This window comes from Paenibacillus sp. SORGH_AS_0306 (genome assembly GCF_030819345.1).
Classification (GTDB): Bacteria; Bacillota; Bacilli; order Paenibacillales; family Paenibacillaceae; genus Saccharibacillus; species Saccharibacillus kyungheensis.
Map to the genome: position 1 here is coordinate 2736708 of NZ_JAUTBP010000001.1, position 14050 is coordinate 2750757.

Here is a 14050-nt window from a genome sequence, read left to right on the forward strand (position 1 = left end):
AATGTCACATTCCAAAAAAGGAATGAAATGCAGTATATACGGAATGAAATGCCTTTAGATACTCATGATCTGCCTGAACTCTTTGACCTTACTTCGGCTCACAGGAACTTCATAATCCAGATCATGTAAACGCAGTAAATAAGTGTTATTAAACCACGGTACAATTTCACGGATTTTGGTAATATTAACGATATATGAACGATGACAACGGAAAAAATATTCGTCTGGCAACGTATTTTGAAATTCTGAAATGCTGGATGTCACTGTATATTCGGCTCGCTTGGTAAATACATTGGTTACTTTCTCACTAGCAGATGCATAATAGACATCATCTACAGGGATCACCTGAATTTTGTCATTTTTCCATAAGCTGATTTTGCCTTGAAGCACATGAGAATGATGCGGCACATGAGTGGTACTTGCTGTTGTTGATTGTCCCAACAATGGTTGTGCTTTATGCGCATCATAATCTTCTGAAGAATGATCAGCTGGTTCTTTGTCGATCGGCTGTGAAAATATCGGCTGTGCACCATGATCACGTTCATACGTACTTTCCAACTTGCGTAGCATCGAAGTCATACGTGATTCACTATACGGCTTCAAAATATAATCAAAAGCTTCAATTTCAAAAGCTTCTGCCGCATGTTCTTTGTATGCTGTAATAAAAATAATATAAGGCTTACGTGAAAATTTGCTAATCGTATGTGCCAAAAATACCCCGTCTAACGAAGGGATATTAATATCTAAAAAAATAGCATCGACTTCATGATCCTGTACATATTTCAATACATCCATTCCATCGTCAAAACTACCTACAATCTCGATCTGACTATACGTGCGAATATAATATTCTAATTCTTGTCTTGCCAGAAATTCATCTTCCACTACGATTGCTTTCATGATAGCTCCTTTTTCACTTTAAACTGAATACGTGTGCCTCGTTCCAGACGCTGAATCTGTAATCCTTCACCATAGATTAATTTAACCCGTTGATGTACATTAGACAATCCGATTCGATTTTCAGGCATTTTACCATTATAGACATTTTGAATAATTTCTGGATCGATACCTGCTCCTGTATCTTCAACACTAATCAGCACTTGATCGCCGTGATCTTTTACAGATAAGGTCACTGTACCAGAACCCTTCCCTTTCAAAATACCATGAACTATCGCATTTTCAACTAATGGCTGAATAATAAGACTAGGAATTTTCACTTCTACTTCTTCATCCACGTCATAGATTACAGTCAATTTATTACCGAATCGTGCTTTTTCGATCTCTACATAATTCACTACTTGACCCAGTTCTTTATTAATATCGATTAATTGGTCACTCCATTCCAAACTATGACGAAGATAACCGGAAAGGTTAATAATCATCTCGCGCGCATAATTCGGATCAATACGAATAGAGGAAGCAATCGCATTCAGCGCATTAAACAGAAAATGAGGATTAATACTGGTCTGTAACGCTTTGATCTCTGCTTTATTTGCCATTTCTTTCATCTGTTCGATGCGGGATACTTCCATCAATGTTGAAATAATCTGTGACAGACCGACAGCTAAAGTTTGTAAAGAATACGTGATTTTATGAGCTTTACGATAATAGATTTTGAGCGCACCGGTGACGACTCCTTTTTCGGTTAAAGGAATAATAATTAACGATTGGATATTAGGCACTTTACCTTCTGCATCGTTATTACTGATCATAATCTCGCCACTGCGAATCGTCTGCTTGGTCGCATCGGTTATAATTTCATGCCCAATATTATAATGATCTTCACCAAGCCCTACATAAGCTAAAATCAGCTTTGTATCGGTTATAGCTACCGCATCTGCTTGAATATCTTCTTTGATAATACCGCATATTTTGCGCAAAGATTCACTGTTTATCGATCGGAAATAAGGAAGCGTTTTGTTCGCAATATCAAGGGCTAATTTGGCTTGCCTTGCTGCTATATTTTCCTTTTCCCCTTCGACTCCTTGTACAAATAACACAATCAACCCTACACTCACCTGACCGAGAATCATCGGCAAAGCAATAATCGATACAATTTCTCTACCCAATTGAGCAGGTTCTGCCATTACTAGAATCAAAAACATGGTTAACGCTTCGCAAAACATACCTGCGATAATTCCGACAATCCAGCGTCGATTGCGTTTTATTTTTTTGTGAATATAACCTGAGACAATCCCTGCAATAATACTGGTAATAAGGCACGGTAACGAAGTCACTCCATCAATATCGATCAAATAACGATGAAGCCCTGACACTACCCCGGTCACGATACCTACAGGCCAACCAAAAAGGATACCACCTGCCATCACAGCGATAATACGTACATTGACCAGTGATCCTTCGACGTTAATACCGGTATAGGTTCCAAATACAGCAAAACCGCTAAAAATAATCGAAATAATCAATAAATCTTTTTTAAATAAAATATCTTTCTGAAAAATCTGTCTAAAATGAGATAGACGGGTCAAAAAATATAAACAGATCAACAGCAAAGCTGCTCGTTCAAACAGTTGTAATAAAATAATCACAGTCACGTTATGGGTAAGCATCTGTTCCTCCAATATCAATTTCACAAAGTATAAGCTAGATCATATGTTCATTTACTACATCTTTTCTAGTGTACACTATTTTGCGACTATGGATTGTGACACCTTTCAAAATAAACCCAATCACTCTGCTAATCACAGAATCATTGGGTTTAGATTGAAATATATTAGAGAGTACAGTTAACCAAGCACAACACGATCATCTGCCATTTTAGTTCCGCTAATCTGTTCGAATTCAGACATTAGTCGTTCGATCGTAAGATCCTTTTTACGTTCTTCATCAATATCCAAAATAATTTTACCTTTATCCATCATAATCAGACGATTACCAAGACGGATAGCTTGCTCCATATTATGAGTAACCATCAATGTCGTTAGATTCATATCACGTACAATTTCTTTGGTAAGTGAAGTAATCAAATCTGCACGTGCAGGATCAAGCGCTGCTGTATGTTCATCAAGTAGCAGAATCTGTGGACGGGTAAATGTTGCCATCAATAGACTCAGTGCCTGACGTTCTCCACCGGATAACATTCCTACTTTGGCGCGTAATCGATTTTCCAGTCCAATCCCCAGACGTGATAATTCCTGCTTGAATAGATTACGTCTTGCCGAAGTCACTCCAAAAGCAAAGCCACGATTTTTGCCACGACGATAAGCCATTGCTAAATTTTCTTCAATCGACATATGAGGAGCTGTTCCAGCCATAGGATCTTGAAAGACACGTCCGATCCAGCGACTACGCTGATATTCTGCTAAATGCCCTACAGATTGCCCTTCGATCTTCACCAGACCTGTATCTGGTTTTATTACCCCGGAAATAATATTCATCAGAGTTGATTTACCAGCACCATTACTACCAATGACCGTTACAAAATCACCAGGGTTCAAATGAAGCTGAATTCCTATTAAAGCAATTTTTTCATCGACTGTACCAGGGTTGAACAATTTAGATACATTTTCGATATGTAGCATTACTGTTCACCTCCGGTTGGTTTGGAATAAGGAGTGGTCTGGATATTGCTTAGTAATTCTGCAGAACGCTTTTTAGCTAATCCTTTTTGCTTCACTTTACTACGAATAGCCGGGAATACAAGCGCAATAATAACGATAACTGCTGTGATTAATTTGAGATCAGATGCTTCAAACCATTCAATTCGTAAAGCGGCTGTAACCACAATTCGGTACACAATCGAACCTAAAATAACAGCTAAAGTAGCTCTAAATACTGTTTTGGCACCGAATATCGCTTCGCCTATAATGACAGAAGCAAGTCCGATCACAATCATCCCGATTCCTGAAGTTGCATCTGCAAAGGTAGACGTCTGAGCAACAAAAGCACCTGATAAAGCGACTAATCCATTGGACAGACTCACACCAATAATAGTAGTAGTGTCAGTATTCGCCCCCAGACTACGAATCATCTGCTTATTGTCGCCAGTCGCTCGCAATGCTAATCCCATATCGGTACGCAAAAAAGCATCTAATAACAATTTGCATACGATCACAATTATCAACATTAGTGCAATCGGAGAAATATGATCAAATACCATGGCATTGCCAAAAATAGATACGTTAGGACTTCCCAAAATCCGCAAGTTGATCGAATATAATGCGATCATCATCAAAATCCCGGATAACAATCCATTAATTTTGCCTTTCGTATGAAGTAAGCCTGTACATGCTCCTGCTGCCAGCCCTCCTGCAAAAGCACCTAAACAGGCAAGCCATGGGGAATATCCATGCACAATCATAACGGCTGTAATTGCACTACCTGTTGTAAAACTTCCATCTACCGTCAAATCAGGAAAATCCAAAATGCGAAATGTAATATATACTCCTAATGCGAGCAACGCATACAACAACCCTAGTTGTAACGATCCCTCACCTATTTTCAAAACTAAGTCCATAAAATAAGCTCGCCCCTTTCTTCTTCATGCTGCCTATTGCTAATCGCTGTTGGTTACGCTTATCTTATCCAACATCATGTACCAAAATAGGATGAACTCCAAAGAAGCTCATCCCATTTTGCATGATCTTATTTGCTTTTGACGACTGGTGCAATAGGGCCATACGATGTGATCTTATAGCTTTATTTTATTGTGTTAGCATCTAATATCACTGTTTTATCTTTTTATTGAATCAAATTATTCTCTGGATCTTTCACTTTGGCTTTCATTTCATCGGTCACTTTGATTCCCTGAGCTTCTGCGGCTTTGAGATTTAAGATCAAATCTAATTTTTCTTGCATCGCTACAGGTAAGTCACCTACATTTTTGCCATTTTTCAATACATCGACAGCCATTTGCCCTACTTGATAACCATGATCATAATATTTGAAGCCTACTGTAGCAAAAGCGCCTTTTTCTACAGTATCCCGATCACTTGAAAAGAAAGGCATTTTGTTCTCATTCGCTAATTGAATAATTGTATCAACAGCACTTACGACCGAATTATCCAGCGTAATATAAAAAGCATCTGCACGACCGACTAACGATTGTGCTGCTTGTTGAACTTCAGAAGTATTTGTTACTGCTGCTTTGATTAATGTAATACCATGTTTTTTGAAAGCTTCTTCTGCACGCTGTGCCATAATAACAGCATTCGGTTCACCTTCATTGATGACCAGACCAATCGTTTTGATATCAGGCAATTCTGTACCGATAAAGTCAGCTAATTCTGTGATCGCTTCTGGGTTGGTATCCGATGCTCCAGATACATTTCTACCCGGCTTTTGTAGATCACTTACGATTTTGGCGCTTAATGGATCAGTAACTGCTGCAAATAAAACCGGTGTATCTTTCACCTGACTTACTACTGCTTGCGCTGAAGGAGTAGCAATCGCCAATACCAGATCATTGTCACTTTGCGATAATGTCTGTGCAATAGATAAGTTATTAGTAGAATCACCTTGGGCATTTTTATAATCAACTGTTAAATTTTGACCTTCTACAATCCCTGCATCTTTTAAAGCTGCTAGAAAACCTTTACGTGTCTCATCCAAAGACGGATGCTCTACAATTTGCGAGATACCAATTTTGTACGATTTGCTATCTGTGCTACCTGTATCTCCTGAAGAAGCACCTTCATTTGCATTACTGCTACATCCTACTGCTGTCAACATCATCATTACCATACTTAGAGGTAAAATCCATTTCTGCTTCAAATTCATTGACGTGTAACCCCTCTCATCTCTAGTCTTAAGCTGTATATGTTCAGTAAACTGAACTGCATCATTCAAACTACAATGCCGTTTGAATGCGTTGCAACTTTACTTAATGAAAGTAAGAGTATAAAAAAAGGAATCTTTTTATACTTCACATTCGGTGAAATATTCTTAGCGTATTTTAATTTACTTTTAAGAGTATTCTCATCTACATCGATTATGCTAAGTCGGTATCCTCAACGTAAAGCATCAATTGAGAAAGGTGGAGAGCCTGAATGGATATGAAAAAAATCGTAGCGACCAGTTCGATAGCGATGGCGCTAGCTATCAGTGGAACAGCAATCATTAGTCCACAAGCTCATGCATCAACGATTAGCAAAATCATTCCTAGTCGACTGGAACGCACTATCGCTACTCCGTTATCCGATAATCAGACTCCAAAGCGTGATATGCAACAGCTTATTCAAGAACAATATAAACCATCGGTTTCGATCACTTCATCGGCTCCAAATAGTCTGCTATCTACTCATTCATTATGGAGTATGGGCAACTTATTCGATGAGATAGCCAGTCTACTTGGAATGACAAATCATGAACTGAAGCAACATTTGCAGGATGGAGATACGATTGCTCAAATCGCCGAGCATCAAGGTATGGAACAAACGAAAATTGCTGATGTGTTGATCACTAACATAAGTATCATCTGGCAGCAACAACGAGCTGCTGGTCAAATTACACAATCTCAATATGAACAATATATGGTAGAGGCTGAAAATCAAGCACAGAGGATCATTAACAGTGCTATGTAAGAATATAAGTGATAGGGAAAATGTATATTGAATCTATATTAAAGCGCTGGACTATGGGAAGTCAATCTATAATTAGATATACATGTGTAAAAAAATAATTTGCTACCAAAGCGCTTGTTTATCCACTTTTTTCATATGTATGTTATAACGTATACTCAAAAGGAGAGCACGATAATCGTACTCTCCTTTTGTTTGTGATGTTTTGCTATGATCTAGATTTAATCCATTAACTCGCCTTGAAAAACTTGCTGTTTTTCAAGATAATCCCGTAAAGCAGCATATTCTGGTGAAGTCCAGAAAAATTCATTACTCACTAATTTTACAGCATCTACACGAGCAATCTCTAACACTTCGTAATCGCTCATCATATCCGCTACTTTGAACTCTGGCAGTCCACTTTGCTTAGTACCGAAAAACTCACCAGGTCCTCGAATTTCTAGATCGCGCCGGGAAACTTCAAATCCATCTTCAGTCTCAGTCATGGCACGCATTCGTTCTTGCCCTGTTTCCGATTTGGGATCGGCTATCAATATACAGAACGAAGCATGTTCTCCTCGACCGACACGTCCACGTAGCTGATGAAGTTGTGATAATCCAAAACGATCTGCATCCATAATAATCATCAGTGTCGCATTCGGAACATCGACACCTACTTCTACAACTGTTGTAGACACTAACAATTGAATATCATTACTGTAGAAGTGACGCATCGTTTCTTCTTTTTCTGCTGCACTCATACGTCCGTGTAACAGTCCTACTTTGTAATTCGGAAAATCTTGATCCATCTGTATATATAGATCAATCGCATTCTGCACATCCAATTTATCAGATTCTTCAATCAGTGGACAGATTAGATAAGCTTGTCGTCCTTGATCAATTTCACGAGCGATAAATCCTTTGACACGATCCATCATATTATGTTTTACCCAGTACGTATTGATCGGCTTGCGCCCTTTAGGACGTTCGGCAATCGTCGACACATCCATATCTCCGAAAGCAGTAATTGCCAATGTCCGCGGAATAGGTGTAGCTGTCATCGTTAGTACATCAGGATCAAAGCCTTTACGTCTTAAAATACTTCGCTGATTCACACCAAAGCGATGCTGCTCATCGGTGACAACCACCCCTAGACTGCGAAAATACACTTCATCTTGAATCAAAGCATGAGTACCGACCAAAATATCGATCATCCCCATTTGCAGTGAAGCCAGTAGATCCTTCCGCTTGCGTCCAGTGACACTACTCGTTAACATCCCTACAGTTATCCCAAATGGCTCAAACATACGCTGGAGCGAACGCATATGCTGTTCTGCAAGGATCTCGGTCGGAACCATCAATGCGCCTTGATGACCAGAACGTACGGTTGCAAATAAAGCGATGGCAGCAATGACGGTTTTACCTGAACCTACATCGCCTTGAAGCAGACGATTCATACTATACGGCGCACGCATATCTTTCAGAATTTCCAATTCAACCTGTTTCTGTGCATCGGTTAATTCAAAAGGCAAGCTACGAACAAATTCCCGAATCGTTGCGTTATCTGTCGTATGCACAATCCCACCATTTCGCTTACGGTTAATATTGCGATAGGCTTGTAATTTTAATTGAAATAGAAACAACTCTTCATAGACCATCCGGCGACGTGCTTGCTTACCTTCATCGGTATCACCCGGTTGATGCAAATGACGAATCGCTTGTTTGCGTGATACAAGCTTATAACGTTGCATAATCTCTTGTGGCAAAATCTCAGGAATCATTTCGCCATATTGATCCAAAGCTTTGCCTATCGTTTTGCGCATCCAGCCCTGTGTAATATTGCCTCCTACCGAATAGACCGGTTGAAGACTACCACTACGCTGTGTACCTTTATCGGGAAATTCGGAATCAAGTACAGTCATTTGTGAACGACGTTGATCCCATTTTCCAGTAAGTATAATTTCACGACCTGATGTTAATTGTTCTTTTAGATAATGACGGTTAAACCATGTGGCTGTTACCATCCAATCATCCACCATCATTTTACAGGTTAGACGTGACTTTTTGCCATATCGTTGTAGTACAGGTAGACCTACAATTTTGGCTTGTACCGTAATTTTTTCTCCATCTTTCACTTCTATCAGTGACCGCAGACGGTAATCTTCATATCGAAAAGGAAAATATTCCAGTAAATCAAGTATCGTATAGACGCCAAAGGCGTGAAGCTCTCCTTCTTTGAGAGCACTCACGCCGTTCACTTGCCGAACTGTAATCTGTTCTAGACTGATATTCATGTTCATCCCTCGTTTATGGCTGATCCGGCCACGCGAAGATTCCAAGTGTACGCGCTCCTGTATGGCTTCCCACTACAGATCCAATGTCTGGTAGCACCAGCTCACCAATCTCATAATGTTCTTTGAACAACGCTAACAGTGGCTCGGTAGACTGTGGATCAGCTGTATGTCCCAAAGCTAGATTGATTTTATCTACTTTTAATTCTTGACGCATCATTTCTACGATACGTGCCATTGCCTTTTTCTGACCTCTTACTTTTTCAACAGCATAGATTTGACCTTGTTCATCAATCGATAAGATAGGCTTTACATTCAGTAATGTTCCGAGAACTGCTGATGCTCGTCCAATCCGTCCACCTTTACGCAGATTTTCCAGATCATCTACGATAAAGTACAATGAACGACTTTTCAAAATATGTTCTACACCGTCTATAATCTCATCGACTGTTTTTCCTTGCTGAGCCAGTCTAGCTGCATGTACTACAGCCATTCCAAACCCGTACGAAGCCGACTTGGAATCCAGTATCGTAATATGATCATCTTGATCGATCATCGATTTGCCGATTAATGCTGACTGATACGTCCCGCTAAGTCCTGATGATAAATGGATAGATACGATCGAAGCATCAGGATATTGCTCATGAATGGATTGGTACGCTTCTGCAAATTTGGCAGGAGCCGGTTGTGATGTAGTCGGCAATACAGATACAGACACCAGACGACGGTAAAATTCATTCGCCTGAATATCTACACCATCTTCAAACGTTTCTTCACCGAAAAACAAACTTAACGGGATAATCCGTATACCATACTGTTCTGCTAGAGCAGCTGGAATATCTGCTGTACTATCAGTCACGATTATCGTATGTGCCATCGTTTCTCCCTCCTATCGTTCCTATTCTCAAGATTCCACCGAGAATAAATAATGGTATACCGGTTGACCACCTTCATGCATCTCAATCTCTGCATCAGGATAAGTCTCTTCAAGCCAGCTCATCAGAGCAGTCGTGTCTTGATCATCTGCATCGTTACCAACCAATACAGTAACTACTTCTTGTCCTTCTTCAATCATTTTGGACAATAGTTGCTGACAGGTCGTAAGCATCAGATCACTAGCAGCTACAATTTTGGAATTATAAATCCCGATATATTGTCCTTCTTTGATATTCATATCTTCAATCACTGTATCACGTACAGCATTGGTTACCTGACCAGACTTCACATGTTGCAAAGCTTCATTCATATTGCTCTGATTCACACTGACCTCTTCATCTTCTTGAAAAGCAAATGCAGCCGCTATACCTTGTGGAATACTTTTACTTGGAATAACCGTGATCTGATGCGTTTCTTCTAATAAGTCTTTAGCTTGTTGAGCCGCCAGTACAATATTAGAGTTATTCGGCAGAATAAAGATATGATCTGCGGACATACTTTCGACCGCTTTTACAAAGTCTTCTGTACTTGGATTCATCGTCTGTCCACCGGATAAGATAACATCTACACCTAGACTTTTGAAAATATCAGAAATACCATCACCTGACGATACCGCTATAAATCCATAAGGTGCTACTTCTTCCGCAGGCGGTGTCGCTGTTTCTTGCGCAGTTAAAGGTTGAGTTGGCATTTCCGCAAATACATCTGGAGATGGAGCAATATCTAACCCTGCTGACAATAGATCACGATGTTGCTCGCGCATATTCAAAATATGAATCTGTGTAATTTCACCATAACGTAATGCTAGATTCAATACTTCACCCGGTGCTTTGGAATGCACATGTACTTTGACCACTTCATCATCTGCAATCACAATAATCGAATCTCCATTAATTGAAAGTTCCTGACGGAATGATTCTTCATGAAAAGGAGCATTTTTGATATCACCGATCTGACGATTGATAAAAAACTCCATATCGTACAAAAACTCGATATCTTCAGTTTCGATGCGTGATTGAGCAGAATGATCGTGAGTGGATAGATGTGCATCTGTAGTCGTCGCTAATCCTTTTGCTTTATCCAAAGCGACACTCGAACCATGTATAGGCACACTTTCTCCGATATTTGCATAGATATCTGCTTGATCTTGATTAACTTCATAACCGTTTTGCAAATAATTGTAGAATCCTTCATAGATGTAGACTAATCCTTGTCCACCTGAATCGACAACGCCTACTTGCTTCAGGATTGGTAACATTTCTTGTGTCTGTGCTAATGTTTCTTGAGCACGTTTAAGTACTTCGCCCATCAACTCGGTAATATCAGTCGTGCGACGTGAATAATATAACGCATGCTTGGCTGCTTCTTTGGCAACAGTTAAGATTGTTCCTTCTACTGGCTTGACTACCGCTTTATACGCAGATTCTACTCCGCTTTGAAGTGCTGCGGCAAATTGATTAGCATTTAATTCTTCATAAGAAGCTACAGAGCGACTAAATCCGCGGAATAATTGTGATAATATAACGCCAGAATTACCGCGTGCGCCCATTAATAACCCTTTCGATAATACAGTTGCAGTGGAGCCTATTACTGCTGAATGATTACGTTTTAATTCAGTTACACCCGCAGTCATAGTCAAATTCATATTCGTTCCTGTGTCTCCATCAGGTACCGGAAACACATTGAGGGAATTGACGTGTTCTGCATGTTGTTGCAATCGCTCTGCTCCAGCAAGCACCATAGCGGTGAAATCAGTCCCATTTAAAAAACGCTTACTCAATGAAAATTCCCCTTCCTCATCATACCTATACATCCTGCCGGTTCATATTTCGGTCAGGATATTCATTTTTATTTGTAGTTAAGTTTGTCAAAAAGCAATATTTGTATTTCATATGGACTATAACAGACTAGCCTCTACAGATGCCACTCTATCCATTACCACCATACCTATAAATTAGAACCTTGTCCTTGTACCAAGTACCAAAAATAGGCGAGAAGGTATAAAGAATAGACGATTTCTTCTCAAGCCTTCTGAAATCATCAAGTTCATTCCCTTTAATAGCCGACAAAAAGATACACGTCGAACTATTTTACATTGTACTATAACCTACCATAGAAATAAATAAAGTATTTGACACTGTTGACTATAGCCAAATCGTTATGCTAATATGGTAGAAGTGTTGTTTTCATGCAGTTTTTTTGGAAATAGGAGGTGTAACTATGGCTCGCAAATGTTATGTAACAGGTAAAAAACCTGGTAGTGGTAATACTGTTTCTCACGCTAATAACCGCAATCGTCGTACTTGGGGCGTGAACGTTCAAAAAGTTCGCATCTTGGTAGACGGTAAACCAAAACGCGTATATGTCAGCACCCGTGCTTTGAAATCCGGTAAAGTGACTCGCGTATAATTTACGGCTAATACATTAAGTATTATATGTAATGATGAAAAGCATCTCTAGCGATAGGGGTGTTTTTTTGATGTCTTTTTTTGATGTCTTTTTTTGATGTCTCAGTTGTCTTTTCACTATCACAATACAAGATTAAATTTATAGATACAAAAAACCAGTAATTCATATCTATACGATACGGATTACTGGTTTTTTTAGTATCAGATCAATATCGATCTTAATGATAAATGCGGATGATTTAATTCAAGCTATCTCGAATACTTTGAATCGCTTTGGCACGATCAGGAGCTCCAAATATCGCACTTCCTGCTACCAATACGTCTGCACCTGCATCAACTACTAATTTCGCAGTTGTGGCCGAGATGCCCCCATCCACTTCGATATGAAAAGCAGTATGACCTTTTGCATTAGCCCAATCACGTAGTTGTTTTACTTTATCCACCATACGCGGGATAAACGCTTGTCCCCCGAATCCCGGGTTCACTGTCATAACAAGCACCATATCCAAATCATCCAACACTTCTGCAATCGCAGAGACTGGAGTTGCAGGATTCAAAGCTACCCCTGCTTTTACACCATGTTCTTTGATTAAGTGAATTACACGATGTAAATGTACACATGCTTCTGCATGCACCGTAATCATATGTGCGCCTGCTTTTACAAAATCAGCAATATAATTCTCTGGATTTTCGATCATAAGATGAACATCTACAAATAATCCTGTATGTGGAGCAACAGCCTGTAATACAGGAGCACCAAATGTAATGTTAGGTACAAAGTGTCCATCCATAACATCAACATGTAACCAATCTGCTCCACTGCGTTCGATTTCTGCGATTTCGGCACCTAATTTGGCAAAGTCAGCTGACAAGATCGAAGGCGCGATTTTGATAGGATTCATAGTTCAATACCTCCGTTTTTCATCTTTCATTTCTTGATAAAATAATTGATAGTGCTTATAGCGACTTTCTGCAATTTCACCGTTAGCCAAAGCTTCGGTTACTTTACAGCCCGGTTCATGCAAATGAGTACAGCCTCGGAACTTACAACCATCCGAGTATTCATTGAACTCACGGAAACATGATCCCAGGTCTTCTAAGTCCACACCGAGCTGTGTAAAGTTCATTTGACTGAATCCCGGAGTATCTGCTACATAACCGCCACCATCCAGCTCAATGAGCTCGACATGGCGTGTCGTATGCCGTCCACGTCCTAGACGCATACTAATCTCGCTTGTATTGATTGTACTTCCCGGAATAATAGCATTCAGTAAAGAAGATTTACCCACACCGGATTGTCCTGCAAACATACTCAGTCGATTTGATAATTCGGCACGAATTGCTGCGGTACCGGAGCCATCTTCAGCACTGGTTAAAATCACTTTATAACCAATTTGTTCATACAGTTGACGTGCTTGCTCTACTTCAGTCAACGTTTGCGTATCTTCTGGATCAATTAGATCCATTTTGCTAAAACAAATCAAAGGTTCTAGATTCGCATCTTCTACATGAACAAGAAATTTATCTAATAAATGCAGACTCAAATCAGGTTCTTTGACCGAAAAAAGGAGCACAGCTTGCTCAATATTAGCTACAGGTGGACGAATCAACTCTGTTTTTCTAGGCAATATTTCTTCTACTGTGCCTTCTCCATTTTCTGTTAACGAATACAGTACTTGATCGCCAACTAACGGCGCAATTCCTTTTTTCTTAAGAATACCGCGTCCACGACACTGAACTGTTTTCCGGTGATCCCCGCCCGAGGCTATATCATCGACTTGTTGTTGCACATAATAATAGCCGCTTAAAGCTTTGACGATTAAGCCTTGTAGCATGTGATTCCGTCCCCTCATGGATAAAGCTTATTTCTTTTGTTTGTTCATTAATTGTTAATCTT

General features: G+C 39.7%; 12 protein-coding genes. 2 read left to right on the forward strand and 10 right to left on the reverse strand.

Annotated features, from left to right (window positions below; all coding sequences use genetic code 11):
- Positions 1–54 precede the first annotated feature (54 nt).
- The 5 genes from QE450_RS11880 to QE450_RS11900 form a co-directional block, all read right to left on the reverse strand.
- Positions 55–900 (reverse strand): LytR/AlgR family response regulator transcription factor, encoded by an 846-nt coding sequence (locus QE450_RS11880; protein ID WP_273612994.1) that lies wholly within the window; start codon positions 898–900, stop codon positions 55–57.
- Positions 897–2570, reverse strand: coding sequence for a sensor histidine kinase (locus QE450_RS11885; RefSeq protein WP_307299491.1), 1674 nt, complete (start codon positions 2568–2570; stop codon positions 897–899). The genes QE450_RS11880 and QE450_RS11885 overlap by 4 nt, the downstream gene beginning before the upstream one ends.
- A gap of 177 nt (positions 2571–2747) precedes the next feature.
- Positions 2748–3542 carry an ABC transporter ATP-binding protein gene (locus QE450_RS11890; protein ID WP_274172331.1) on the reverse strand — a complete coding sequence of 265 codons (795 nt, stop codon included), beginning with the start codon at positions 3540–3542 and terminating at the stop codon, positions 2748–2750.
- Positions 3542–4477, reverse strand: a complete 936-nt coding sequence (locus tag QE450_RS11895) for an ABC transporter permease (protein ID WP_301263195.1) — start codon at positions 4475–4477, stop codon at positions 3542–3544. Before QE450_RS11895 ends, QE450_RS11890 begins: the two co-directional genes overlap by 1 nt.
- 224 nt (positions 4478–4701) lie before the next feature.
- Positions 4702–5739, reverse strand: a complete 1038-nt coding sequence (locus tag QE450_RS11900) for an ABC transporter substrate-binding protein (protein ID WP_307299492.1) — start codon at positions 5737–5739, stop codon at positions 4702–4704.
- Between the two features lie 269 nt (positions 5740–6008).
- Between QE450_RS11900 and QE450_RS11905 the strand changes: the two genes are divergently transcribed.
- On the forward strand, positions 6009–6542 hold the full coding sequence (locus QE450_RS11905) for a hypothetical protein (protein WP_307299493.1): 534 nt from the start codon (positions 6009–6011) through the stop codon (positions 6540–6542).
- Between the two features lie 218 nt (positions 6543–6760).
- On the opposite strand, the gene recG is transcribed toward QE450_RS11905, so the two are convergent.
- The 3 genes from recG to QE450_RS11920 are packed head-to-tail and all read right to left on the reverse strand — an operon-like array spanning position 6761 to position 11525.
- A complete protein-coding gene (gene recG, locus QE450_RS11910; RefSeq protein ID WP_273616330.1) occupies positions 6761–8812 on the reverse strand; it encodes an ATP-dependent DNA helicase RecG in 2052 nt (683 codons plus the stop codon).
- Between the two features lie 13 nt (positions 8813–8825).
- Entirely contained in the window at positions 8826–9686 is an 861-nt protein-coding gene (locus tag QE450_RS11915) for a DegV family protein (protein ID WP_301263192.1), read from the reverse strand.
- A gap of 27 nt (positions 9687–9713) precedes the next feature.
- Positions 9714–11525: a DAK2 domain-containing protein gene (locus QE450_RS11920; protein WP_307299494.1), complete on the reverse strand. Its 1812-nt coding sequence runs from the start codon at positions 11523–11525 to the stop codon at positions 9714–9716.
- A gap of 440 nt (positions 11526–11965) precedes the next feature.
- On the opposite strand from QE450_RS11920, the gene rpmB reads away from it, so the two are divergent.
- A complete protein-coding gene (gene rpmB, locus QE450_RS11925) occupies positions 11966–12154 on the forward strand; it encodes a 50S ribosomal protein L28 (RefSeq protein ID WP_069329046.1) in 189 nt (62 codons plus the stop codon).
- A 238-nt stretch (positions 12155–12392) separates the two neighbouring features.
- On the opposite strand, the gene rpe is transcribed toward rpmB, so the two are convergent.
- Positions 12393–13055 carry a ribulose-phosphate 3-epimerase gene (rpe, locus tag QE450_RS11930; RefSeq protein ID WP_273613002.1) on the reverse strand — a complete coding sequence of 221 codons (663 nt, stop codon included), beginning with the start codon at positions 13053–13055 and terminating at the stop codon, positions 12393–12395.
- Between the two features lie 3 nt (positions 13056–13058).
- A complete protein-coding gene (rsgA, locus tag QE450_RS11935) occupies positions 13059–13988 on the reverse strand; it encodes a ribosome small subunit-dependent GTPase A (RefSeq protein WP_273613003.1) in 930 nt (309 codons plus the stop codon).
- Positions 13989–14050: the final 62 nt, after the last annotated feature.